Source organism: Micromonospora sp. B006, assembly GCF_003408515.1.
GTDB lineage: Bacteria > Actinomycetota > Actinomycetes > Mycobacteriales > Micromonosporaceae > Micromonospora > Micromonospora echinospora_A.
On record NZ_CP030865.1, the window covers coordinates 513,066 to 535,826 of the forward strand.

Annotated in this window: 25 protein-coding genes; 16 read left to right on the top strand and 9 right to left on the bottom strand. The window is 72.9% G+C overall.

The features are described from left to right. Nucleotides 1-18 precede the first annotated feature (18 nt). Nucleotides 19-405, top strand: coding sequence for a cold-shock protein (locus tag MicB006_RS02535; RefSeq protein ID WP_073826071.1), 387 nt, complete (start codon nt 19-21; stop codon nt 403-405). Here MicB006_RS02535 and MicB006_RS02540 read toward each other — a convergent pair. Together MicB006_RS02540 and MicB006_RS02545 are read right to left on the bottom strand one after the other, a co-directional pair. Continuing rightward, a complete protein-coding gene (locus MicB006_RS02540) occupies nt 366-1,196 on the bottom strand; it encodes a 1,4-dihydroxy-6-naphthoate synthase (RefSeq protein WP_116503575.1) in 831 nt (276 codons plus the stop codon). The genes MicB006_RS02535 and MicB006_RS02540 overlap by 40 nt on opposite strands. Nucleotides 1,197-1,230: 34 nt before the next feature. Continuing rightward, nucleotides 1,231-1,941, bottom strand: coding sequence for a TetR/AcrR family transcriptional regulator (locus MicB006_RS02545; RefSeq protein WP_116503577.1), 711 nt, complete (start codon nt 1,939-1,941; stop codon nt 1,231-1,233). A 115-nt stretch (nt 1,942-2,056) separates the two neighbouring features. Here MicB006_RS02545 and MicB006_RS02550 point away from each other — a divergent pair, with 115 nt between their 5' ends. Continuing rightward, nucleotides 2,057-3,040 (top strand): NAD(P)-dependent alcohol dehydrogenase, encoded by a 984-nt coding sequence (locus MicB006_RS02550; RefSeq protein WP_116503578.1) that lies wholly within the window; start codon nt 2,057-2,059, stop codon nt 3,038-3,040. A gap of 57 nt (nt 3,041-3,097) precedes the next feature. Here the strand turns inward: MicB006_RS02550 and MicB006_RS02555 are convergent, their stop codons facing one another. Both MicB006_RS02555 and MicB006_RS02560 read right to left on the bottom strand, forming a co-directional pair. Further along, nucleotides 3,098-3,754 (bottom strand): futalosine hydrolase, encoded by a 657-nt coding sequence (locus MicB006_RS02555; RefSeq protein ID WP_116503580.1) that lies wholly within the window; start codon nt 3,752-3,754, stop codon nt 3,098-3,100. Then, a complete protein-coding gene (locus tag MicB006_RS02560) occupies nt 3,751-5,364 on the bottom strand; it encodes an MFS transporter (RefSeq protein WP_116503582.1) in 1,614 nt (537 codons plus the stop codon). The genes MicB006_RS02555 and MicB006_RS02560 overlap by 4 nt, the downstream gene beginning before the upstream one ends. 87 nt (nt 5,365-5,451) lie before the next feature. Here MicB006_RS02560 and MicB006_RS02565 point away from each other — a divergent pair, with 87 nt between their 5' ends. Then, nucleotides 5,452-6,291 (top strand): DUF3027 domain-containing protein, encoded by an 840-nt coding sequence (locus MicB006_RS02565; RefSeq protein WP_030503568.1) that lies wholly within the window; start codon nt 5,452-5,454, stop codon nt 6,289-6,291. A gap of 4 nt (nt 6,292-6,295) precedes the next feature. Here MicB006_RS02565 and MicB006_RS02570 read toward each other — a convergent pair whose 3' ends face one another. Next, the gene (locus MicB006_RS02570; RefSeq protein WP_116503583.1) at nt 6,296-6,559 is read right to left on the bottom strand and encodes a DUF2530 domain-containing protein; all 264 of its coding nucleotides are present in this window, start codon (nt 6,557-6,559) and stop codon (nt 6,296-6,298) included. A gap of 92 nt (nt 6,560-6,651) precedes the next feature. Here MicB006_RS02570 and MicB006_RS02575 point away from each other — a divergent pair, with 92 nt between their 5' ends. From MicB006_RS02575 to thpR, 5 genes are all read left to right on the top strand, one after another. Next, a complete protein-coding gene (locus MicB006_RS02575; RefSeq protein ID WP_013283713.1) occupies nt 6,652-8,133 on the top strand; it encodes an NCS2 family permease in 1,482 nt (493 codons plus the stop codon). Between the two features lie 61 nt (nt 8,134-8,194). Then, nucleotides 8,195-8,644, top strand: a complete 450-nt coding sequence (locus MicB006_RS02580) for a MarR family winged helix-turn-helix transcriptional regulator (protein ID WP_192900177.1) — start codon at nt 8,195-8,197, stop codon at nt 8,642-8,644. A 68-nt stretch (nt 8,645-8,712) separates the two neighbouring features. Continuing rightward, the gene (locus MicB006_RS02585) at nt 8,713-9,999 is read left to right on the top strand and encodes an MFS transporter (protein WP_116503585.1); all 1,287 of its coding nucleotides are present in this window, start codon (nt 8,713-8,715) and stop codon (nt 9,997-9,999) included. Nucleotides 10,000-10,076: 77 nt separating this feature from the next. Further along, complete coding sequence (locus MicB006_RS02590) at nt 10,077-10,586, top strand: hypothetical protein (RefSeq protein ID WP_116503587.1); 510 nt, start codon at nt 10,077-10,079, stop codon at nt 10,584-10,586. Nucleotides 10,587-10,590: 4 nt separating this feature from the next. Next, on the top strand, nt 10,591-11,154 hold the full coding sequence (thpR, locus tag MicB006_RS02595; RefSeq protein ID WP_116503589.1) for an RNA 2',3'-cyclic phosphodiesterase: 564 nt from the start codon (nt 10,591-10,593) through the stop codon (nt 11,152-11,154). 101 nt (nt 11,155-11,255) lie between these two features. Here thpR and MicB006_RS02600 read toward each other — a convergent pair whose 3' ends face one another. The 3 genes from MicB006_RS02600 to serC all read right to left on the bottom strand — a co-directional run bounded on the left by MicB006_RS02600 (nt 11,256) and on the right by serC (nt 14,713). After that, entirely contained in the window at nt 11,256-12,242 is a 987-nt protein-coding gene (locus MicB006_RS02600) for an aldo/keto reductase (protein ID WP_116503591.1), read from the bottom strand. A 63-nt stretch (nt 12,243-12,305) separates the two neighbouring features. Next, the gene (sepH, locus tag MicB006_RS02605; RefSeq protein WP_116503593.1) at nt 12,306-13,394 is read right to left on the bottom strand and encodes a septation protein SepH; all 1,089 of its coding nucleotides are present in this window, start codon (nt 13,392-13,394) and stop codon (nt 12,306-12,308) included. Nucleotides 13,395-13,585: 191 nt separating this feature from the next. Beyond that, nucleotides 13,586-14,713 (bottom strand): phosphoserine transaminase, encoded by a 1,128-nt coding sequence (gene serC, locus MicB006_RS02610; RefSeq protein WP_116503595.1) that lies wholly within the window; start codon nt 14,711-14,713, stop codon nt 13,586-13,588. A 239-nt stretch (nt 14,714-14,952) separates the two neighbouring features. Here serC and MicB006_RS02615 point away from each other — a divergent pair, with 239 nt between their 5' ends. Further along, the gene (locus tag MicB006_RS02615) at nt 14,953-15,351 is read left to right on the top strand and encodes a DUF3592 domain-containing protein (RefSeq protein ID WP_116503597.1); all 399 of its coding nucleotides are present in this window, start codon (nt 14,953-14,955) and stop codon (nt 15,349-15,351) included. Between the two features lie 67 nt (nt 15,352-15,418). Here MicB006_RS02615 and MicB006_RS02620 read toward each other — a convergent pair whose 3' ends face one another. Then, the gene (locus MicB006_RS02620; protein ID WP_073826022.1) at nt 15,419-16,525 is read right to left on the bottom strand and encodes a citrate synthase 2; all 1,107 of its coding nucleotides are present in this window, start codon (nt 16,523-16,525) and stop codon (nt 15,419-15,421) included. A 273-nt stretch (nt 16,526-16,798) separates the two neighbouring features. On the opposite strand from MicB006_RS02620, the gene pdxH reads away from it, so the two are divergent. From pdxH to MicB006_RS02655, 7 genes are all read left to right on the top strand, one after another. Continuing rightward, complete coding sequence (gene pdxH, locus MicB006_RS02625; RefSeq protein WP_192900255.1) at nt 16,799-17,428, top strand: pyridoxamine 5'-phosphate oxidase; 630 nt, start codon at nt 16,799-16,801, stop codon at nt 17,426-17,428. Further along, the gene (locus tag MicB006_RS02630) at nt 17,425-18,717 is read left to right on the top strand and encodes an MFS transporter (RefSeq protein WP_116503601.1); all 1,293 of its coding nucleotides are present in this window, start codon (nt 17,425-17,427) and stop codon (nt 18,715-18,717) included. Before pdxH ends, MicB006_RS02630 begins: the two co-directional genes overlap by 4 nt. 16 nt (nt 18,718-18,733) lie before the next feature. Then, nucleotides 18,734-19,660, top strand: coding sequence for an aldose 1-epimerase family protein (locus MicB006_RS02635; protein ID WP_116503603.1), 927 nt, complete (start codon nt 18,734-18,736; stop codon nt 19,658-19,660). 2 nt (nt 19,661-19,662) lie between these two features. Further along, nucleotides 19,663-20,265, top strand: coding sequence for a nitroreductase family protein (locus MicB006_RS02640; RefSeq protein ID WP_073826007.1), 603 nt, complete (start codon nt 19,663-19,665; stop codon nt 20,263-20,265). A gap of 54 nt (nt 20,266-20,319) precedes the next feature. Continuing rightward, a complete protein-coding gene (locus MicB006_RS02645) occupies nt 20,320-20,625 on the top strand; it encodes a type II toxin-antitoxin system VapB family antitoxin (RefSeq protein ID WP_013283726.1) in 306 nt (101 codons plus the stop codon). 31 nt (nt 20,626-20,656) lie between these two features. Next, nucleotides 20,657-21,817, top strand: coding sequence for an acyl-CoA dehydrogenase family protein (locus tag MicB006_RS02650; RefSeq protein ID WP_116503605.1), 1,161 nt, complete (start codon nt 20,657-20,659; stop codon nt 21,815-21,817). Nucleotides 21,818-21,916: 99 nt separating this feature from the next. Continuing rightward, a complete protein-coding gene (locus MicB006_RS02655) occupies nt 21,917-22,708 on the top strand; it encodes a DUF4230 domain-containing protein (RefSeq protein ID WP_116503607.1) in 792 nt (263 codons plus the stop codon). Nucleotides 22,709-22,761 lie beyond the last annotated feature (53 nt).

Below are 22,761 nucleotides of genomic sequence, written 5' to 3' on the forward strand. Positions count from 1 at the left end.
TGGAGCGGGGTTCAACAGGTGCCGACGGGTCGAGTGAAGTGGTACGACGCCGCCAAGGGGTACGGGTTCGTCACCAGTGACGAGGGTGGCGACGTGTTCCTGCCGAAGGGCGCGCTACCGGCGGGTGTCGCCGACCTGAAGGGTGGCCAGCGGGTCGATTTCAGCGTGGTGGACAGCCGGCGGGGCGCCCAGGCCATGGGAGTCAAGCTGCTGGAGGCGCCGCCGTCCGTGGCGGAGCTGCGCCGCCGGCCGGCCGAGGAGCTGCACGGCCTGGTGGAAGACATGATCAAGGTGCTGGAGGCGAAGGTCCAGCCGGACCTGCGCCGGGGTCGCTTCCCGGACCGCAAGGCCGCCCAGAAGATCGCTCAGCTGGTCCACGCGGTGGCGCGCGAGCTGGAGGTCTGAGGCACGAGCCCGGCGTCGGCGGCCCGGCCCAGCAGCGCCTCCACGGCGGCGAAGCCGGCCTCACCCAGGTCGGCGGTGAACTCGTTGACGTAGAGGCCGATGTGCCGGTCCACCACGTCGGGCTCCATCTCCTGCGCGTGCGTGAGGACGTACTCGCGGCTGGCCTCCGGGTCGGCCCACGCCTGGCGTACCGACTCGCGGATCCAGGCGGCGGCCTCGACCGGGTCGACGGCGCCCCGGCGGGCCAGGATCGCGCCCAGCGGGATCGGCAGGCCGGTGTCGCCCTCCCACCACTCGCCGAGGTCGACCAGCGCGGTCAGCCCGTGCCGCGGGTAGGTGAAGCGCGCCTCGTGGATGACCAGGCCCGCGTCGTACCGGCCGGCGGCCACGCCCGGCATGATCTCGTGGAACGGCACCACCTCGATGCGCGCCGGGGCCTGGCCGGCCGCCCAGAGGCGGAACAGCAGGTACGCGGTGGTCCGCTCGCCGGGCACCGCCACCGTCGCGCCGGACAGGTCGGTCCGGTCGCCGCGGGTCAGCACCAGCGGGCCGCAGCCCCGGCCGAGCGCGCCGCCGCAGGGCAGCAGGTGGTAGTCGTCGAGCAGCCAGGGCAGCGCCGCGTAGCTGACCTTCACCAGGTCGAACGCCCCCCGCTCGGCGGCCGTGTTCGTGACGTCCACGTCCGCGTAGGTCACCTCGACCGGCGGCGCGCCGGGCACCCGGCCGTGCACCAGGGCGTCGAAGACGAACGTGTCGTTGGGGCAGGGGGAGATCGCCAGGGAGAGCGCCACGTCCCCACCGTAACCCCGGTGGCCGGGCGGCCCGTCACAGCGTCCGGTGTGACGTCCAGCCGTCCCGGTGCAGCCGTTCGACGCCGTCGAGCAGCAGGTCCAGCGCGAACTCGAACTCGAACTGGTCGTCGCAGCCCGGCCCGACGACCGAGTCGCCGTCGTGCGACGCCGCGGTGGCGATCGCCGCGAGGTTGGGGAACCGGGCGGCCACCTCCGGCGGCAGGTCGGCGGGCGGCTCGGGCACTGTCGCGCCGGACCGGCCGGCCTGCCGGGTGGTGTCGAACAGTTCCTGGCTGAAGCCCAGGACGCGGCTGCCCATGGCGTGCATCACGTGGTGGGCGAGGTCGGTGGAGAACCCGCCGGCCCGCAGCGTCCCGACCGTCGAGTCCAGGTACGCGAGCACGGCCGGCGTCGCAGTGCTGCGGGACTCGATCGCCAGCGCCGCCCAGGGGTGGCGCAGCAGCACCCGGCGCGCGGAGAGGATGCGCCGCCGGATCGCGTGCTTCCAGTCGCCGGCCTCGGGCGGGTCGATCTCCGCGACGACGACGTCGATCATGCCGTCGACCAGTTCGTCCTTGTTGGCCACGTGCTTGTAGAGCGCCATCGGCACGACGCCCAGGTCCTGCGCGAGGTTGCGCATGCTGAGCGACTCGATGCCGGTCTCGTCGGCGAGCGCGACGGCGGCACGCAGGATCCGGTCCCTGCTCAGCGGCGCCCGGCGCACCTTCTCCGCCTGCTTCGGCATGTGTTCCTCGCCTTCCCGGGGGCGGTTGTCACAGTATCCGCCTTGACTGGTGTACGGCGTACACCTAGCCTGGCCCCATCGCGGTGTACGCCGTACACCAGGAGGGAGTGGGACCATGAGAGCGATCGTCCAGGACCGGTACGGCCCGCCCGAGACACTCACGCTCGCCGACGTCGACACGCCCGTGCCCGCCGCCGACGAGGTGCTGGTCCGGGTCGAGGCGGCAGCGCTCAACGCGTACGACTGGCACGTCATGCGCGGCGACCCCCGGCTGTCGCGGCTGGCGCTCGGCCTCGGGCGGCCCCGGGCGCGCATCCGTGGCCGCGACGTCGCCGGCCGGGTCGAGGCCGTCGGCGCCCAGGTGCGGCAGGTACACCCCGGGGACGCCGTCTTCGCCGACCTCGGCGAGGCCGACGGCGCGTTCGCCGAGTACGTGTGCGTACCCGAACGCCTGGTCGCGACGCGGCCGGCGAACCTGACGCCGGAGCAGGCCGCCGCGCTGCCGCTGGCCGGCGTCACCGCGCTCCAGGGGCTGCGCGACGCCGGGCAGGTCCGGCCCGGCCACCGAGTCCTGATCAACGGGGCGTCCGGCGGCGTCGGCACGCTCGCCGTCCAGCTGGCCAAGGCGCTCGGCGCGACGGTGACCGGCGTGTGCAGCACCCGCAACGCCGACCTGGTCCGCTCGCTCGGCGCCGACCACGTCGTCGACTACACCCGGGCGGACTTCACCCGCGCCGGGGAGCGACACGACGTGGTGTTCGACCTGGTCGGGAACCGTTCGCTGCGCGCGCTGCGGCGCGCGCTGACGCCGGACGGGACGCTCGTGCTCTCCGGCGGCGGCGTCTACCGCGGTGGCAGCCTCATCGGACCGGTCGGGCTGCTCGCCCGCGGACGGCTGACGGCGCCCTTCGTCCGGCAGCGCATCGTCGCGCTCGCCACCTCACCCGGCCGGCCGCACCTGGACGTGCTCCGCGAGCACGCCGAGGCCGGCCGTCTCGCGGCGGTCATCGACCGCACCTATCCGCTGCACGAGGTGCCCGACGCCATCCGCTACCTCGAAGCGGAGCACGCGCGGGCGAAGGTCGTCATCACGATCTGAGGCCGTCCGTCCCCAGCCCGGCGAGTTGTCCACAGGGTTGTCCACAGGTGGACAAGATCAGTGGAGAACGGCAGCGGCGGTGGTGAGCGCGGCGAACGCCTCGCGCATACGCCACGCTCCCCGGTCGCGCGGGCCGATCGGGTTGGAGACCGTACGCAGCTCGGCGAAGGGCACGCCGGCCTGGGCGGCGGCGACCGCCACGCCGTACCCCTCCATGGCCTCGGCCACCGCGTCCGGGTGCCGTTCGGCGAGCGCCGCGGTGCTCGCGGCGGTGCCGGTCACCGTGCTCACCGTCAGCACCGTGCCGACCGTCGCCCCCGGCAGCGCGGCCCGCAGCCCGGCCAGCAGGCCCGGGTCGGCGGGCACGGTCCGGCCGCCGCCCAGCAGCTCGGGGGGCATGCCCAGGTCCTCGACCGGGATGAACCCGCCGGGCGACTCGGCGCCCAGGTCGGCGGCGACACTGCGGTCAGCCAGCACCGTGCCGCCGACGGCGACCCGGCCGGCGAAGCCTCCGGCGATGCCCGCGCTGACCACCGCCCGGTACGGCCGCCCGGCGGCCTCGGCCAGCGCCAGCAGCCGTGCCGTGGCAGCAGCGGCGACAGCCGGGCCGACGCCGACCGGCACCACAGTCACCGTCTCGTCCGGTGCGGTGAGGCCGGCACGGATCGCCTCGGCCTCGGCGGGTACCGCCGTGACCACGAGCAGCCCGCTCACGCCACCGGCCCTCGGGGATCGCGCCGCTCGGTGTCCTCGACGCCGCCGGGACCGCCCACCGACGAGGAGGGCCGGTAGATGTGGAAGCCGGGCGGCGCGAGCCCGTCGTCGTCCGGCGGGCCGGGCCGCTGGGGCGCCGGTGACGTCGGGGCCGGGTCGTCGAACGAGTTGGTGGCCGGTTCCTCGGCCCGGGTGGCCTGCTCCGCCGCCAGTTCCTCGTCGCCGAGCGGCCGGCCGACCAGGTGCTCTCCCCGCAGCTTGCCGGCGATCAGCACCCCGCGTACGGCCACCAACGCGGCCACCGCGGCGGCGACGGTCACGCCGATCAGCCCGGTGAACGGCACCAGCCCGAGCCCGCCCCCGGCCACGAACGCGAGCATCAGCGCGGTCTCCGAGTGCGCGAACGAGCTGGCCCGCAGCCGCTCCGGGATGCGTTCCTGGATCGAGGCGTCCACTGTCAGCTTGGCGATCCCGCTCATCATCGCCGCCACCAGGCAGAGCAGCGCCACCATGGGCAGGGAGAACTTCAGCGCGGCGAGCACCGCCACGCCGGCCACCACTGTCGTGCCGCTGGACTGGAGCGCTGTCGGCCGGTGGATGCGCAGCCGGGTGCCGATCGCGGTGGCCAGGAACGTGCCGACGGCCAGCGCGCCGCCGACCAGGCCCAGCGCGCCCTGGGCGCCGAGGTCACGGCCGAAGAAGTCGGTGGTCAGGTCACCGGCCTTGATGGCGAACGCCAGGAAGAGCAGCAGGAAGCCGTAGAGCCCGCGCAGCGCCGCCGCGCCGATCAGCGTGGCGATCACCAGGCGGCCGGCCGGGCGGCCCCGGCCCAGCGGGCGCTCGCCGTCGCGGCGGCGCATCGCGCGCAGCGGGTGCGGCATCCGCTCCGGCGGCTCGGAGTCGGCCTTCGGCGGCAGCCGGAGTGAGATCACCATGCCGATCAGGAAGATCACCGAGGCGACCCGCAGCGGCCACTGCGGCCCGAACCAGAACGCGGCCAGCCCGATCGGCGCGACGAGCGCGCCCGCCACCGTGCCGTAGACGCTCGCCCGCGCCCCGACCTGGGACAGTCCCAGGCCCTCGGGCAGCAGCCGGGGGACCGCCGCCGAGCGGGCCACGCCGTACGCCCGGGAGAGCGCGAGCACGCCGAACGCCGCCGGGTAGAGCCCGAAGCCGCCGATGTAGTCGGAGATCAGCCAGGCCAGGAACGCGCGGCCGAGCATGGTGGTGGCCAGCGCGTACCGCCGGCCGTGGCGGAAGTGGTCGAGCAGCGGGCCGACCACCGGGGCGAGCATGGCGAACGGGACCATGGTCACCAGCAGGTAGAGGGCGACCTTGTTGCGCGCCTCGCCCAGCGGCACGTCGAAGAAGATCGTCCCGGCCAGGCCGATGGCGATGAGCGTGTCACCGGCGCAGGAGAGGGCGTGCAGGTCGAACAGCCGGACCATGCCCACCTCGTTGCCGGCGCTGCGGGCCCGGGCGGTGCCGGCGCGACGGGTCATCCAGCGCCCGCCGTGCAGAGACCCGCGCAGGAGCAGCCGGGTGGCGCGGATGCCGGTGCCGACGGTCCGCCCCAGGAAGGAGCGGCCGGAGCGGGAGGACAGCGCCATGCGTCCCATCCTCGCCCATTCGATCCAGGCGCGCCGCATCACCCGTGGAGAACGACTCCGGGGAGTGCCTGTCACCCGTGGACGGGCATGGGGAACAATGGTCCGGTGACCAGGCCCGCCTCCGCCCGCGCTCCCCGGCTCGACCAGGTCTGCGCCGCCGCCGTCGAGGTGGCCCGCGACGCCATCACCGAGGTGGAGCCGACAGACATCGGCGACCATCTCCAGGCCGTCGCCGAGGGCGACCGGGTCGTCACCCACTACTTCGAATGCCGGATGGCCGGTTACCGCGGCTGGCGCTGGGCCGTCACGGTGACCCGGGTGCCGCGCAGCCGGCACGTCACCATCTGCGAGACGGTGCTGCTGCCCGGCCCGGACGCGCTGCTCGCCCCGGGCTGGCTGCCCTGGCAGGAGCGGCTCAAGCCGGGCGACCTGGGCCCAGGCGACCTGCTGCCCACCCCCGCCGACGACGAGCGGCTCGCCCCCGGCTACCTGCTCTCCGACGACCCGGCGGTCGAGGAGACCGCGTGGGAGCTGGGGCTGGGCCGGGCCCGGGTGCTGTCCCGGGAAGGGCGTGCCGAGACCGCCCAGCGCTGGTACGACGGTGACCACGGCCCGGACGCCGCGATCTCGACGGCCGCGCCGGCCGCCGCCCGCTGCGGCACCTGCGGCTTCTACCTGCCGCTGGCCGGCGCGCTGCGCCTGGCCTTCGGCGCGTGCGGCAACTTCTACGCGCCCGACGACGGCCGGGTGGTCAGCGCCGACCACGGGTGTGGCGCGCACTCGGAGACGCTCGTGGAGACGCCCGAGACGCCCGTCGAGGAGCTGCCCACCGTCTACGACGACAGCGCGGTCGAGGCCATGACGGTCAGCCGGGCCCCGGGGTCAGTCGAGGCGGCCGAGCCGGCGGAGCCGTACGGCCACCCCTGACGGGTCAGCGCGAGCGCTGGGCGGCGGCCGCGCGCCGGCGCCGCCGGTTGGCGTCGTGGCGCATCATCACCGCGAGGCCGGGAAAGCCCCACAGAAACCCGGCCAGGCAGGTCCAGAGCCAGTTCTGACGCCCGGACTCGGTGAGCCAGTCCCGGAAGAAGATCAGTAGCACCAGGCCGGCCACCGCCCAGGCGATCAGCCCGGCGACGGCGAACGGCACCATCGGCGGGTCGAGCGGCTCCGGCCGCGGCTGCTGCTCCTGTGACACCGGCCCAGCCTACGTGATCGTTCTTCCCTGCCTGCCAGGTGATCTGGGACGATGCGCGCGACAAAACCCGGCCGATGACCAGATGAGGAACCATGTCCATTGCCCCGCCGCCGGATCACGGCACTCCGCCCGATCCCGCGCATCCACGAAACGCCTTCGACCGCTTCTTCCTGATCTCGGCGCGCGGGTCGACGCTGAGCCGGGAGCTTCGGGGCGGTTTCGCCACGTTCTTCACGATGGCGTACATCGTGGTGTTGAACCCGCTGATCCTCGGCAGCGGGAAGGACGGCGACGGCCGTTCGCTGGCCATTCCGGCGCTCGCCGCGGCGACCGCGCTGGTCGCCGGTCTGATGACCATCCTGATGGGTGTGGTGGCCCGGTTCCCGATCGCGCTCGCGGCCGGCCTGGGCGTGAACGCGCTGGTGGCCTACGAGATCGCGCCGCAGATGACCTGGGCGGACGCGATGGGCCTGGTGGTCATCGAGGGTGTGCTGATCGGCATCCTGGTGCTCACCGGACTGCGTACCGCGGTGTTCCGGTCGGTGCCGACGCAGCTCAAGACCGCGATCGGCGTCGGTATCGGCCTGTTCCTGACCATCATCGGCCTGGTCGACGCCGGGTTCGTCCGGCGCGTGCCGGACGCGGCGAACTCCACAGTGCCGGTCGGGCTGGGCATCAACGGCAAGATCGTCAGCTGGCCGATGCTGGTCTTCGTGGTCGGCCTGCTGATCACCCTGGTCCTGGTGGTACGCCGGGTCCGGGGCGCGATCCTGATCGGCATCCTCGCCTCCACCGTGCTGGCCATCGTGGTCGAGGCGATCGCCAACGTCGGCCCGTCCTTCGTCGACGGCAAGCCGAACCCGAAGGGCTGGGCGCTGAACGTGCCCGAACTGCCCAAGCAGATCGTGGACCTGCCCGACCTGTCGTTGCTGGGCCAGTTCAACGTGCTCAACTCGTGGAGCCGGGTCGGCTGGCTGGTGCCGCTGATGTTCATCTTCACGCTGCTGATCACGGACTTCTTCGACACCATGGGCACGATGGTCGCGATCGGCCAGGAAGGGGACATGCTCGACGAGACGGGCACCCCGCCGAAGGCCAAGGAGATCCTGCTCGTCGACTCGATCGCCGCCGCCGCTGGTGGCGCCGCCTCGGTGTCCAGCAACACGTCGTACATCGAGAGCGCCGCAGGTGTCGCGGAGGGTGCCCGGACCGGCGTGGCCAACCTGGTCACCGGCGCCCTGTTCCTGCTGGCCATGTTCCTCGCGCCGCTGTCGTTGATCGTGCCGTTCGAGGCCGCGTCGACGGCCCTGGTGGTGGTCGGCTTCCTGATGATGACGGCGGTCCGCACGATCGACTGGACCGACTACGAGATCGCCATCCCGGCGTTCCTCACCATCGCGCTGATGCCGTTCACCTATTCGATTTCCAACGGCATCGGGGCCGGCGTGATCAGCTTCGTGCTGCTGAAGGTGGCGAAGGGTAAGGCCCGGGAGGTCCACCCGCTCCTGTACGGGGTCGCCGTGCTGTTCATCGTGTACTTCCTGCGCGGGCCGGTCGAGTCCGTGTTGCTCTGACGCTGGTGAGCCTGGTCATAACGCATGTCGTTAGCCAGGCTCATTAGTTAAGCTAACGAGTGTGACGGAGCGGACGGTGACGGCGAAACGCGTGCCACCGGCGCAGCTGGCCCCTCAGCTGCGAGATGCGATCACCCGACTCAACCGGCGGGTCCGACACGCCCGGCCGGTCGGCGACCTCACGGTCACCCAGCTGTCGGCGCTCACCAGCCTCAAACTGGCAGGCGCCCTCACGCCACGGGAACTTGCCGATGTCGAACGGGTGCAGCCGCCCACGATGACGAAGATCGTCGCGAAGCTGGAGGAGCGGGGCCTCGTGCAACGCACCCCCCACCCGACCGACGGACGGCAGGTCATCCTGGCGGCTACCGAAGGGGGACGGGCCGTGCTCGACCAGTTCGAGCGGGCCCGCAACGAGTGGCTGGCCACCCGGCTGGCCGATCTCACCGAGGACGAACGCGAAACGCTACGGCGCGCCGCGGACATCCTCCAAGGCATCGCTCGCGCCTGACACCGCCGCCCGCGGTTCGCTTCGTCAGCTGTGGATGAAGCGTACCGACGCAAGGAGGCGCACCTAGAGTGCAGGCCAAATTGAGCACGATGTTCCAGTCCCTAGGGGTCCGTAACTACCGACTCTTCGCCACCGGACAGCTGATCAAACTGATCGGCGTCTGGATGATGTTCATCGCCCAGGACTGGCTCGTGCTCGAGCTCAGCGACAACTCGGCGACCGCGCTCGGCGTGGTCACCGCGTTGCAGTTCACGCCCGTACTCCTGCTCACGCTGCTGTCCGGACGGCTCGCCGACCGCTACGACAAGCGGATGCTGCTCTTCGTCGCCAACGCGTTCTGGACCGTGCTCGCGCTGGCCATGAGCGTCCTGGTCCTCACCGGCCTGGTGCAGCTCTGGCACGTCTTCACGTTCGCCGCCCTGCTCGGCGTCTCCAACGCGATCGAGACGCCGGTCCGCCAGGCGTTCGTCTCCGAGCTGGTCGGCATGCCGCTGCTGCCGAACGCGCTCTCGCTCAACGCGGCCGTGTTCAACTCCGCCCGGATCGTCGGCCCCGCCGTCGCCGGCCTGGCCATCGCCGCCGTCGACGTCGGCCCGGTCTTCCTGGTCACCGCGCTCAGCTCGATCGCCCCGCTGGTCAACGTGGTCCGGATGCGTACCGACGAGCTGCACCGCAAGGAGCTGCCGCCGGTCGGCGAGCGGGACCAGGCCCGGGTGGTCGACGGCCTCCGGTACGTGGCACGCCGCCCCGACATCCTGCTGCCGATGGTCCTCATGTCGGTGATCGGGATGAGCCTGTTCAACTTCCAGCTCACCCTCGCCGCGCTCGCGAAGACCGTGTTCAACACCGGTGCCGCCTCGTTCGGCCTGTTCAGCACCGCCCTCGCGGCCGGCGCGCTGGTCGGGGCGCTGGCCGGCACCGGACGGCGCAGCCGGCCCTCGGTCTGGCTCGTGCTCGGCGCCGCGATCGGCTGTGCGGTCTTCGGCACGCTCGTCGGGCTCGCCCCGGCGTACTGGCTGGTCGTGACGCTGCTGCTGCCCGCCGGGTTCTTCATGATCTACTTCGCCCAGGCTGCCAACCAGCGCGTACAGCTCGGTGTCGACGCCTCCTTCCGGGGACGGGTGATGGCGCTGTGGGTGCTGGTGTTCCTGGGCACCAACCCGGTCGGCGCGCCGCTGATCGGCTGGGTCGCCGAGAAGTACGGCGCGGGCGCGAGCATCTGGGCCGGCGGTCTGATCTCGCTCACCGCCGCGCTGCTGGCGCTCACCTGGCAGCTGCGCCGCTCCGGCGCCCGGCTGCGCATGCGGGTGCTGCCCATGCCCCGCTTCTACGTGGTGTCACCTGGAGCCAAGTAGCCCCGTCCTGGCCGACCGTGCCGGTCCGATTACCCAAACGGGTGGCGGGCCGGTGCGGCAGGGCTTAGCGTCGATGTGTGGACGTGGGGCAAGGGCTGCTGCTGGCGCTGGCGATCCTTGCCGTCTGCTGCCTGCCCGCCCTGTTCGCGCTGCTGTTCTGCGCCGACGAGATCATCGACCGGGTCGCCTGCGGGTGGGCCGAGTGGCGCGAGCAACGCCGGGAACGCCGCACCATCGCCCGGCTCGACCGGGCCATCGAGGCCGAGGCGCTGACCCGCGACATCGACCTCACCGAGTTCGACAGGGACGGCCGACGGCCGCTGGACCAGCTCGCCACCGACCTGCGCCGCCTCGGCGGCCACCGGCTCGCCGCCGCCGACCGCAGCGTGGTCTGGCACGGCGCGGTCATCGAGGCGTACGACGAACGGCTGCGCGCCGCCTGCCGGGCGCTCGGCATCGTCGAGCACCTGGCCGAGCTGGACGGCGTCGACCGGGAGATCGAACGGGTACGCGTCGAAGGGCTGCTGCACGCCTCCGGGCTGACGTTGCCGGCCGCCCGCGCCGCGCACCACCAGCGGCACCGCTGACCTGGTGCGTCTCTTCGCGGCGATCTACCCACCTGCCGTGGCGGTCGCCGACCTGACCGCCCGGGTCAAGGGCCTGCGGGTCGCGTCCGCCCGCCACGCCCGGCTCGCCGATCCGGCGAACCTGCACCTCACGCTGGCCTTCCTCGGCGAGGTGCCGGACGTCCGGCTCCCCGACGTGAAGTCGGCGCTCGCCTCGGCCGTCCGGTCGGCTCGTTCCCCGCGGTTGTGCCTGGCCGGGGGCGGCAGCTTCGGTCAGGGCCGGTCCACAGTGCTCTGGGTCGACGTACGCGGCGACGTCGAGGCGCTCGACGCGCTCGCCCGGTCGATCCGCGGCGGGCTGCCCGAGGCCGGGCTGCCCTGCGACGACAAGCCGTTCCGGGCGCACCTCACCATCGCCCGGCCGGGCGACCGGGTGCCCGAGGCCGACCTCCGCGCCGACCGGGACACCCTGAACGGGTACGCCGGCCCACAGTGGTCGGCCGGTGAGGTGGTGCTGGTCCGCAGCCACCCGGGCTGTACGCCCCGCTACAAGCGCATCGCCGCGTGGGCGCTGGCGGCTGCGCGTTGACGGGGGGCGGCGTTGATTCGGGCGGCGCGTTGATTCGGGCGGCGCGTTAAGAAGGGGCCCCTCCTCTACCTGAGGCGTTAAGAAGGGGCCCTTCCTTTCGCCTACCAGGCCCAGGCCTCCGGGCCTGGGCCGCCATTGCCGACCGGCGGGAACAGCTCGTCGAGGCGGGTCAGCGTGGGCTCGTCCAGGTGGACGTCGAGCGCGCCCAGGTTGCGGTCGAGCTGGTCCATGGTGCGCGGGCCGACGATCGGGGCGGTCACGCCCGGACGGGACAGCAGCCAGGCCAGCGCCACGTCAGCCGGGTCGTGGCCGAGGTCGGCGCAGAGCTTCTCGTACGCCTCGATGGTGCCGCGGTGCTCGGCCAGCGCGTCGGCCGAGCGGCCGGTGGTGCCGCGCGCCGCGCTGCCGTCGGCCATCTTGCGGATGATGCCGGAGAGCAGCCCGCCGTGCAGCGGCGACCAGGGGATGATGCCCAGCCCGTAGTGCTGCGCGGCCGGGACGACCTCCAGCTCGACGTACCGGGTCAGCAGGTTGTAGATGCACTGCTCGGAGACGAGGCCGAGGAAGTTGCGCTTGCCCGCCGCGGCCTGCGCCTGGGCGATGTGCCAGCCGGCGAAGTTGGACGAGCCGACGTAGATCACCTTGCCCTGGGCGACGAGCGTCTCCATCGCCTGCCAGATCTCCTCCCACGGCGTGGTCCGCGAGATGTGGTGCATCTGGTAGAGGTCGATGGTGTCGGTCTGGAGGCGGCGCAGCGAGTCCTCGCAGGCCCGGATGATGTGCCGGGCGCTCAGGCCCTGCTCGTTGGGCCACTCGCCCATCTTGCCGTACACCTTGGTGGCGAGGACGACCTTGTCGCGGCGCCCGCCGCCCTGCGCGAACCAGCGGCCGACGATCTGCTCGGTGACGCCCTCACCGAGCTTCCAGCCGTAGACGTTCGCGGTGTCGAAGAAGTTGATCCCGTGTTCGAGCGCCCGGTCCATGATGGCGAAGCTGTCCGGCTCGTCGGTCTGCGGACCGAAGTTCATCGTGCCGAGGCAGAGGCGGCTCACGGACAGACCGGTGCGTCCCAGGTTCGTGTACTCCATGGCTCCACCCTGGCACGCCGGCACTTCGAGTGCCCTCTCAACGAGCCAGGGTGGAGCTGTGGATCAGGAGGATTCGCGCGCTGCCGGGCCGGTGCCGAAGAGCACGTCGTCCCAGCTCGGCAGCCGCTTGCGCGGCTTGCCACCGGCCTCGGTGGACTCGGCGCCCGCGCCGCCGGTCGCCGCCGCGGCGCCGGTGCGCCGGGGCCGCAGCACAGCGAGCGAGGGTACGGCCGGGACCTCCTTCGGCGCGTCCGAGTCGTCGTCGAAGGCCGAGCCCTGCCCGCCTCCGAGCAGAGCGGCTGCGCCACCGGCGACAGCTCGCTGGCGGGGCGCGTCCTGCCCGGCCAGGGCGGCCGGGGACCGGGTGTCGAGGCCGCGCCCGGACGTGCCGCCGAGCGGCCGGTCCAGCGAGGCGAGCAGCGCGTCCCGGCCGGCGCGGATCGGGTCGCGCCCCGGACGGGCGTGGTCGGCCCCGGAGGGCAGGCCGTGCCCGCCCCGGCTCGGCTCGCCACGCGACGGGCCGGGCAGCGCGTGGCCGCCCCGCTCCGGCGCCGGCTCCTGGCCGAGGATCGGCGTGGGCCGCTCGGCGCAGAGGTACTGCGCCATGTCGTCGTGCGGGGCGACGTTCTGGCGGGTCTTGTCCAGATCCCACACCGCCTGCGCGGTGGCCTTGCCGGACGGCCAGGTCGCGATGATCCGCCAGGTGCCGTCGTCGCGGCGGTAGGCGTCCCACGAGATCTTCTCGGTGTCGATCCCGTGCTGGGCCAGCCGGCCGTTGACGACCTCCGCCAGCGGGGTCGGCTTCTCCGCGCCCTTCAGCCGGGTGCGCCGGGCGTGCTGGGCGAGCATGGCCCGCTCCTGGAGCACCGGGCCGGCGTAGCGCAGCACCCGGTCGACAGGCACGCCGGCGATGCGGGCGACGTCCTCGGCGGACTCACCGGAGCGGATCCGGGCCTGGATGTCCCGTGGGGACAGTGACGGTGTCAGGTCGGTGGCGCTCGGCACCACCACGAGCGGCGGGGCGCCCGGCTCGGCGTGCAGCGCCGACGCGATCCGCTCGTCGATGGGCAGGGCGAGCAGGCGCCCCACCTCGTCGGCGAGCACCAGGGCCTGGCCGTCCTCGGAGAGGGCGACGAAGCGTACTGGGCGCATGGGCTTGCCTCCGTCCCGCTTCGCTGGCCGTCACGCCACGGGAGCCGGCCACCCGGGCGTCTCGCACCACCGTACGCTCATCTACCCGGCGATGGGGACTGCGACACCCCGGCATGTCGTGACTGAGCTGCGGTAATGATCACGGTGGGTGGCCGCCGGAGCCCTGACGGCCACGCACCGTGACCAAGTGATCAGAGTCGCTCGACCACGTAGTCGATCGACGCGGTGAGCGCCTCGACGTCGGCCGGCTCGACGGCCGGGAAGAGCGCCACCCGCAGCTGGTTGCGGCCCAGCTTGCGGTACGGCTCGGTGTCGACGATGCCGTTCGCGCGCAGCACCTTGGCGATCGCCGTGGCGTCCACCCCGTCGGCGAAGTCGACAGTGGCGACCACGTTGGACCGCAGCGCCGGGTCCGACACGAACGGCGTGGCGAACGACGAGCGCTCGGCCCAGCCGTACACGATGCCGGCGCTCTCGGCGGTGCGCTTGGCCGCCCAGGCCAGCCCGCCCTGCGAGTTCATCCAGTCGGTCTGCTCGGCGGCCAGGAAGATGGTCGCCAGCGCCGGGGTGTTGTACGTCTGCTCCAGCCGCGAGTTGTCGATCGCGGTGACCAGGTCGAGGAAGGCCGGGATGTAGCGGCCGGACTCCTGGATCTCGGTGGCCCGGGCCAGCGCGGCCGGCGACATCAGGGCCAGCCAGAGGCCGCCGTCGGAGCCGAAGCACTTCTGCGGCGCGAAGTAGTAGACGTCGGTCTGCGCGACGTCCACGTCCAGCCCGCCCGCGCCGGAGGTGGCGTCGACGAGCAGCAGCGAGCCCTCGTCGGCGCCCGCGACCCGGCTGATCGGCACCGCGACACCGGTCGAGGTCTCGTTGTGCGGGGTGGCGTAGACGTCCACGCCGGCCTCGGCCACCAGCGTCGGGGCGCTGCCCGCGTCGGACTTGCGCACCGTCGGCTCGCCCAGGAACGGCGCGTCCTTCACCGACTTGGCGAACTTGGCGCCGAACTCGCCGAAGCTGGCGAACTGGGCCCGGTCGCGGATCAGGCCGAACGTGGCGACCTCCCAGAACGCGGTGGTGCCGCCGTTGCCGAGCACCACCTCGTACCCCTCGGGCAGGGAGTAGAACTCGGCCAGGCCGCGGCGCAGCCGGGCGACCTGGTCGCGGACCGTCTTCTGCCGGTGCGACGTGCCCAGGTAGCTGGTGGCGACGTCGGCCAGGGCGGAGACCGCGGCCGGACGGACCTTGGACGGCCCGCAGCCGAATCGTCCGTCGGCGGGCCTGATCTCGTCGGGAATCCGGATGGTCGGTGCGTCAGCCACGGTCTTCAAGATCCTTCCGCATGGGCGAGAGCCCGGTGAGCTGGCAGGGCGCGGACGATGTCCTGCCGCCGTACGGCGGGCGGCGTCCGAGCCTTGTTCCGGCGACACTGCCACGGCCATCCTCGCACCTGCTCGGGGCCGTCCGGCGGTCAGTCCCACGCCGGTCGGTGAGGCGTCCGCCACACGCGCGGCGACGGCGGGTTGCCCGCGTCCGCGATCATGAGTTTCGGAGGTGACGGATGAGTCGAAGCCGCCGCCGCCCGTTCGGGGAGTGGCTGGCGCTGGCGTTCGGCGCCGTGGCGGCGACGGTCTTCCTGACGCTCGCCGTCCAGAAGGCGGATCAGGACGCGCGCCTGCTCCACGCGGAGCACACCGCCACCGGCATCGTGCTGGGATTTGAGGGCGACCCGGCGCGGGTGGCCTTCGTCACCGCCGAGGGCCGGCGGGTGGTCGCCGAGATCGATGTCTACTCCGGCACCCGGGTCGGCGACGAGGTGCCGGTGCTCTACCACCCGGACGATCCGACCTGGTACGCCATGGACACCCGGACCCACCACCTGCCGTTCCTCCTGCCGGCCATGGCGCTGACCGGCGCGGCGGTCATGGGCGGGATCACCTGGCACCTGTGGCGGCGTTGACCGGGGCGCCCCGGACGTGCCGGGGCCCCGCTCCACCGGCGGGTGGAAGCGGGGCCCGGGCGAGGCGTCAGACGCCGTGCGGGATCGCGTCCCAGCCCTCGACCTCCTGCGGCTTGCGCGAGCCGGGGCCGACGTACGTCGCCGACGGGCGCACCAGCCGCTGGAGCTTCTTCTGCTCCAGGATGTGCGCGGACCAGCCGCCCATCCGTGCGCAGGTGAACATCGAGGTGAACATGTGCGCCGGCACCTCGGCGAAGTCCAGCACCACTGCCGACCAGAACTCGACGTTCGTGGCGAGGACGCGGTCCGGGCGGCGGGCCTGCAGCTCGGCCAGCGCGGCCTTCTCCAGCGCCTCGGCGACCTCGAAGCGCGGTGCGCCCAGGTCCTTGGCGGTACGCCGCAGCACGCGGGCGCGGGGGTCCTCGGCCCGGTAGACCCGGTGGCCGAAGCCCATCAGCCGCTCGCCCCGGTCGAGCACGCCCTTGACGTACCCGTCGGCGTCGCCGCTGCGCTCGACCGCCTCCAGCATGCTGAGCACCCGGGACGGTGCGCCGCCGTGCAGCGGGCCGGAGAGCGCGCCGATGCCGGAGGAGATGCAGGCCGCGGCGTCCGCGCCGGTGGAGGCGACGATCCGGGCGGTGAAGGTGGAGGCGTTCAGGCCGTGCTCGGCGGCCGAGATGAAGTACGCGTCGACGGCCTTGACGTGCCGCGGGTCGGGCTCACCCCGCCACCGCTTCATGAACCGCTCGACGATGGTCTCCGCCTTGTCGATCTCCTTCTGCGGCACGGCCGGCAGGCCCAGGCCGCGCGCCGACTGGGCGACGAAGGAGAGCGCGGTCACCGACACCCGGGCCAGGTCCTCGCGGGCCTGCTCGTCGGAGATGTCGAGGAGCTGGTTGAGCCCCCAGTACGGCGCCAGCATGGCGACCGCGGACTGCACGTCGACGCGGATGTCACCGGAGTGCACCGGCACCGGGAACGGCTCGGCCGGCGGCAGGCCCGGGCCGAACCGGCCGTCCACCAGCAGTGCCCAGACGTTGCCGAACGAGACCTGGCCGATCAGGTCCTCGATGTCCACGCCCCGGTAGCGCAGTGATCCCCCCGCGCGGTCGGGTTCGGCGATCTCGGTCTCGAAGGCTACGACGCCCTCCAGGCCCGGTTTGAAATCGGACATGTCGTCTCCTGGCTTCGGCTCGGCGCGCCCGGGCGGGCTGATCGAGCCCCGCAGCTCAGGCGACCCTTCAGGGATGTGGTTCGGAACATCTTGCCCGGTGGGTAACAAGCTGCGCGACCCACAGCCACTGTGCGCCACGCGACATCCCCGCCGCTGGCCGTCGGTGAGAGTAGGAGAAGACTGGGTACCGGGGCCTGGCCAGCGTCGGGGGACGCCGGCACGCCCGGGAGAGGGACGACCACAGTGACAGGCGACACACCCGCACCGGCCGGAATGCGTAACGAGTACGCCGCCGACCTGGGCCTGACCGAGACGGACCTGGCGACGGACTGGCACACCCAGTTCGCCAGCTGGTTCGCCGACGCGGTGGCACATCCGCTGCCCGAGCCGAACGCGATGGTGCTCGGCACCGCCGACGCCCGGGGCCGGCCCAGCGGGCGCACCGTGCTGCTGAAGGGGTACGACCCGGAGGGCTTCGTCTTCTACACCAACCACGGTTCGCGCAAGGGCGCCGAGGTGACCGCGAACCCGTGGGCCAGCCTGGTGTTCCCCTGGTTCCCGATGCAGCGGCAGGTGACGGTGACCGGCCGGGTCGAGCAGGTGGACCGGGCCGAGACCGAGGCGTACTTCGCCAGCCGGCCGCGCGGCTCGCAGCTCGGGGCGTGGGCCAGCGCCCAGTCGTCGGTGGTGCCGGAGCGGGCCGCGCTGGACGAGGCGTACCGGGCGGCGGCGGAGCGGTTCGCCGACGTGGACCCGATTCCCGCGCCGCCGCACTGGGGCGGGTTCCGGGTCCGGCCGGAGACCGTCGAGTTCTGGCAGGGCCGGGCCAGCCGGCTGCACGACCGGCTGCGCTTCCGGCGTACCGGGGACGGGGTCTTCGTCGTCGAGCGGCTCGCGCCGTGACCGACATCACTACGCCCCGGCGGCGGGAAGCGCGCCGCTGGGCGATCGACCTGCGTCCGCTGCGCGTGCCCGCGTACCGGCGGGTGTGGACCGGCAACGCGATCGCCATGTTCGGCTTCCAGTTCACCGCCGTGGCGGTGCCGGTGGAGATGTTCGACCTGACCGGCGGCTCGCTCTGGGTCGGCCTGCTGGGCATCGCCGGGTTCGTGCCGCTGCTGCTGTTCGCGTTGTGGGGCGGGGCGATCGCCGACGCCCGGGATCGCCGCCGGGTGCTGCTCGTCGGCGGTTGCGTGCTCTGGGCCTCGACGCTGGGGCTGCTGGTGCAGTCGCTGGCCGGCGCGCGCAGCCCGCTGCTGCTCCTGCTGCTCGTCGGCCTCCAGTCGACTGCTTTCGCGATCACCTCGCCGGCCCGCAGCGCGATCCTGCCCCGGCTGGTGCCGGCCGAGCTGGTTCCGGCCGCCACCACGCTGAACTTCACCACGTTCACCGCCGCCGCCGTCTTCGGCCCGCTCGCCGCCGGCCTGATCTTCGCCGGGTGGCAGGTCGAGACGGCGTTGCCCATCGCGTACGCGGTGGACGCGCTGCTGTACACCGCGGCGCTCTGGGCCACGCTGCGGCTGCCCGCGATGCCGCCCACGCCGGACCCGGACGGCGGCGTCCGCAAGGCCGGGCTGGCCAGCATCGTCGACGGCTTCCGCTACCTGGCCTCCACGCGGGTGCTGCTGCTCTCCTTCGCCATCGACCTGATCGCGATGATCCTGGCCATGCCGCGCGCGCTGTTCCCGGAACTGGCGCAGGAACGCTTCGGCGGCGCCTCGGCGGTGGGCTGGCTCTACAGCTCCATCGCCATCGGCGCGATGCTGGGCGGCCTGACCTCCGGGTGGATCGGCCGGGTACGCCGGCAGGGCGTCGCGCTCACCGTGGCGGTGGTGGGCTGGGGCGTGGCGATCGCGCTCGCCGGGCTGGCCGGCCAGTTGTGGCTGGCGGTGCTGCTGCTCGGCGTCGCCGGGGCGGCGGACCTGGTCAGCGCCACGCTGCGCCAGTCGATGCTGCTGGTCTACGCGCCGGACCGGATGCGGGGCCGCCTCCAGGGCGTCAACACCGTCGTGGTGGCCGGTGGCCCGCGCCTGGGCGACCTGCGCGCCGGTGCGATGGCCGCCGGATTCGGCACCGGTTTCGCCATGGTCGGTGGTGGCCTGGCCGCCGCCGTGCTGGCGGTGCTGCTGGTGGCGGCGTTCCCGGCGTTGCTGCGCTATCGCTCCACCACCCCAGCCGAGGAGCGGCGCTGACGGTAGGGTCGCCGACATGGGGATCGACGTGCAGCCACCGTCCGGTACACAGTGGACCATCGCCGCCGACGGCCACGAGGCCGTCGTGGTCGAGGTGGGCGGCGGGCTGCGGGCATACCGGCACGACGGCCTGGACTACCTCGACGGGTACGCCGAGGACGAGGTCTGCCCCGGCTCGGCCGGCCAGGTGCTCGCGCCCTGGCCGAACCGGATCCGGGACGGCGTCTACTCGTTCGGGGAGAAGTCGTTCCAGCTCGACCTGACCGAGCCGGAGCGGCACAACGCCCTGCACGGCCTGGTGAACTGGGCGCGATGGCAGCTGATCGAGCAGTCTGCGGACAGCGTCACGATCGGCTACGACCTGCCGCCCAGCCCCGGCTACCCGTGGGCGCTGCGGGTGCGGGCCCGGTGGAGCGTCGGCCCGGACGGGCTGCGGGCCGAGCACGAGGCGACGAACCTGTCCGGCGAGCCCGCGCCGTTCGGCTTCTCCGTGCACCCCTACCTGCAACTGCCGAAGGTCGGCGTGGACGGGCTGCGGCTGCACCTGCCGGCCCGGCGGCGGGTGCTGGTGGACGGCCGGCTGCTGCCCGTCGGGGCGACCGAGGTGACCGGCTCCGAGTTCGACTTCACCAGCCCACGCCCGATCGGCGACCTGGTCCTCGACACCGCCTTCGGTGACGTCGAGCGGGACGCCGACGGCGGTTCGGCGGTGACGCTCAGCGCGCCGGACGGCTCGTCCGGGCTGCGGATCTGGGCGGACCGCGAGTTCGGCTGGTGGCAGGTGTTCACCGGCGACACGCTCGGCGGGGAACGGCACCGCCGGTCGGTGGCGGTGGAGCCGATGACCTGCCCGCCGGATGCGTTCCGCTCCGGCCGGGACGTCATCACGCTGGAGCCGGGGCAGACCTGGCGGGGCGCCTGGGGCGTCCGGCCCGAGGTCTGAGCGTGGAGTTCGCCGAGGTCGTCCGCCGCCGCCGGATGGTGCGCAACTACGACCCCGACCGGCCGGTGCCGCCGGAGGTGGTGGACCGGCTGCTGGACCACGCCGTCCGGGCGCCGTCGGCCGGGTTCGCCCAGGGCTGGGGTTTCCTGGTGCTGGAGGAACCCGAGGACCGCGAACGGTTCTGGGCGGCGACCACGCCTGGTGGCGGCGGCCGGGAACGCTGGCTGGCCGGGATGCGCCGGGCGCCGCTGATCGTGGTGCCGCACGCCAACCGCGACGCCTACCTGGACCGCTACGCCGAGCCGGACAAGGGCTGGGCGGACCGCGCCGAGGACCGCTGGCCGGTGCCCTACTGGTACGTGGACACCGGCTTCGCGGCGCTGCTGATGCTGCTCACCGCCGTGGACGAAGGGCTGGGCGCCTGCTTCTTCGGCATTGCGCCGCAGCGGATCGAGGCGTACCGGGAGGCGTTCGGGGTACCGCCGGAACTCAGCCCCGTCGGTGCCATCACTGTGGGTTATCGAGTCGCCGACCATCGGTCACCGTCGCTGCGCAGAGGGCGGCGTCCGGTGCAGGATGTGGTGCGGCGGGGACGGTGGACCTGAGCGGTTAGGCTGACATCCACATCGTCAGCCGGGCCTGGGGGAGGAGAGCACGCCGTGATCTTCAGGGCGGTCCGGGACGGGCGTCCCTACCCGGAGCACAACCTCACGCTGAAGCAGTGGGCCGAGATCCCGCCGCGCCCGCTGCGGCTGGACCAGCTCATCACCACCAAGCGCGAACTGGCGCTGGACAAGCTGCTCGCGGAGGACTCCACCTTCTACGGCGACCTCTTCCCGCACGTGGTCCAGTGGAACGGCGGCCTCTACCTGGAGGACGGCCTGCACCGGGCGCTGCGCGCGGCGCTGCAGCAGCGCAACCAGATCCACGCGCGCGTGCTGGTCCTCGGCGACCAGGGCGAGTGACGCCCGGCTGAGCCTTGGTTAAGGTGACGCCATGACTCCTCTTGACCTGCTCGACATCGATGCGTCGCTCAGCGAGGAGGAGCGGCAGATCCGCGCCGTCGTGCGCCAGCTCGTGGCCGACCGGGTACGCCCCCACGTCGCCGGCTGGTACGAGGACGGCCAGGTGCCGGCGCGCGAGCTGGCCCGCGAGTTCGGCAAGCTCGGCCTGCTCGGCATGCACCTGACCGGGTACGGCTGCGCCGGCGCGTCCGCCGTCGCGTACGGGCTGGCCTGCCTGGAACTGGAGGCCGGCGACTCGGGCGTCCGCTCGCTCGTGTCGGTGCAGGGATCGCTGGCCATGTACGCCATCTGGCGCTACGGCAGCGAGGAGCAGAAGCAGCGCTGGCTGCCCGCCATGGCGGCCGGCGAGGCGATCGGCTGCTTCGGGCTGACCGAACCCGACCACGGCTCCGATCCAGGGTCGATGGCCACCCGGGCCCGCCGCGACGGCGACGACTGGATCCTCAACGGCAGCAAACTGTGGATCACCAACGCGCCGATCGCCGACGTGGGCGTGATCTGGGCGCGCACCGACGAGGGTGTGCGCGGCTTCGCCGTACCGATGGACACGCCGGGGGTGACGGCGCGCGAGATCCGGCACAAGATGTCGCTGCGCGCGTCCCTGACCGGCGAGATCGCGCTCGACGACGTCCGGCTGCCGGCGGACGCGCGACTGCCCGAGGCGATCGGGCTGAAGGCGCCGCTGGGGTGCCTGACCGAGGCCCGGCACGGCATCGTCTGGGGCGCGCTCGGCGCGGCCCGCGACTGCCTGGAGACCGCCCTGGAGTACGCGACCACGCGCACCCAGTTCGGCCGCCCGCTCGCCGGCTTCCAGCTCACCCAGGCCAAGCTCGCCGACATGGCGGTGGAGTGGAACAAGGGGATGCTGCTCGCGCTGCACCTGGGCCGCCTCGCCGACGCCGGCACGCTGCGGCCCGATCAGGTGAGCGTGGGCAAGCTGAACAACGTGCGCGAGGCGCTCGCCATCGCCCGGCAGTGCCGCACGATCCTCGGCGCGAACGGCGTCTCCGGCGAGTACCCGGTGATGCGGCACGCCAACAACCTGGAGAGCGTGCTCACCTACGAGGGCACCTCCGAGATCCACCAGCTCGTCATCGGCCAGCGGCTCACGGGCGTGTCCGCATTCGCCTGACCTGCGGTTTCACCCGATCGGGGCGCTCGACGAGCGACTGTCGCACGGTGGCCGTACCGTCATTGTCAGTCGATGTGTCGGACGAGGACGGTGAGGGCGATGGCCCGCGACGGTGACATCAACGAGCCCACCCGGGAGTTCCCGGACTACCCCACCAGCGAGTCCCTTCGCGACCGGGCGGAGGGCTCGCCCGATCACGACCGCGACCCCGATCGCGAGCCCGGTCCGCGTGCACCGGCGCCGGTCGGCGGCGGCGCGGCGCGTGGCCTGCTCTGGGTGCTCGGCGCGGCGGCGCTGGCGGTGGTGGTGCTGCTCGGCGTGCAGGCCACCGGTCTGCTGCCCGACTTCCGCAACCCGTTCGCCAAGGAGCAGACCGACCGCAGCCAGCCGCCGTTGCTCAAGTCGATCCGTGACCTGAGCCGCTACGTCGCCGCCGAGGGCAACTTCCAGGTCGTGGTCGACGTGCAGAACGACAGGCGCAACGTGCCCGACTTCCTGCTCAACGAGCGCACGCTGTTCGTCGGGGCGGGCCGCGTCGAGGCGTACGTCGACTTCGCGAAGATCGCCGACGGCGCCGTGGTGGTCTCCGAGGACGGCAAGACCGCCGAGATCAAGCTGCCCGCGCCGCAGCTTGGCGAGACCGACCTGGACATGGACAAGAGCTACGTGTTCGCCCAGCAGCGCGGCCTGATCAACCGGCTCAACGACCTGGTGGCCGGCGACCCCAACCGGCAGCAGCAGATCTACAAGCTCGCCGAGGACCGGATCACCGCGGCGGCCCGGGACAGCGGGCTCGCCGCCCGCGCCGAGGAGAACACCCGCAAGATGCTGGAAGGGCTGCTGCGGTCCCTCGGCTACGAGAAGGTGACAGTCACCTACACGGCTCCCTGATCTTCGTGCGTTGACGCCGCGCGCCCGCCCCGATCGTCCGGGGCGGGCGCGTC

Excerpts from the sequence above, each read along its gene's own strand:
- MicB006_RS02635 (WP_116503603.1), top strand. The coding sequence starts at position 18,734 with ATGGGGATCGACGTGCAGCCACCGTCCGGTACACAGTGGACCATCGCC.
- MicB006_RS02600 (WP_116503591.1), bottom strand. The coding sequence starts at position 12,242 with ATGGAGTACACGAACCTGGGACGCACCGGTCTGTCCGTGAGCCGCCTC.
- MicB006_RS02655 (WP_116503607.1), top strand. The coding sequence starts at position 21,917 with ATGGCCCGCGACGGTGACATCAACGAGCCCACCCGGGAGTTCCCGGAC.
- MicB006_RS02550 (WP_116503578.1), top strand. The coding sequence starts at position 2,057 with ATGAGAGCGATCGTCCAGGACCGGTACGGCCCGCCCGAGACACTCACG.
- pdxH (WP_192900255.1), top strand. The coding sequence starts at position 16,799 with ATGCGTAACGAGTACGCCGCCGACCTGGGCCTGACCGAGACGGACCTG.
- MicB006_RS02620 (WP_073826022.1), bottom strand. The coding sequence starts at position 16,525 with ATGTCCGATTTCAAACCGGGCCTGGAGGGCGTCGTAGCCTTCGAGACC.
- MicB006_RS02615 (WP_116503597.1), top strand. The coding sequence starts at position 14,953 with ATGAGTCGAAGCCGCCGCCGCCCGTTCGGGGAGTGGCTGGCGCTGGCG.
- sepH (WP_116503593.1), bottom strand. The coding sequence starts at position 13,394 with ATGCGCCCAGTACGCTTCGTCGCCCTCTCCGAGGACGGCCAGGCCCTG.
- MicB006_RS02560 (WP_116503582.1), bottom strand. The coding sequence starts at position 5,364 with ATGGCGCTGTCCTCCCGCTCCGGCCGCTCCTTCCTGGGGCGGACCGTC.
- MicB006_RS02565 (WP_030503568.1), top strand. The coding sequence starts at position 5,452 with ATGGGGAACAATGGTCCGGTGACCAGGCCCGCCTCCGCCCGCGCTCCC.
- MicB006_RS02545 (WP_116503577.1), bottom strand. The coding sequence starts at position 1,941 with ATGCCGAAGCAGGCGGAGAAGGTGCGCCGGGCGCCGCTGAGCAGGGAC.
- MicB006_RS02650 (WP_116503605.1), top strand. The coding sequence starts at position 20,657 with ATGACTCCTCTTGACCTGCTCGACATCGATGCGTCGCTCAGCGAGGAG.
- MicB006_RS02575 (WP_013283713.1), top strand. The coding sequence starts at position 6,652 with ATGTCCATTGCCCCGCCGCCGGATCACGGCACTCCGCCCGATCCCGCG.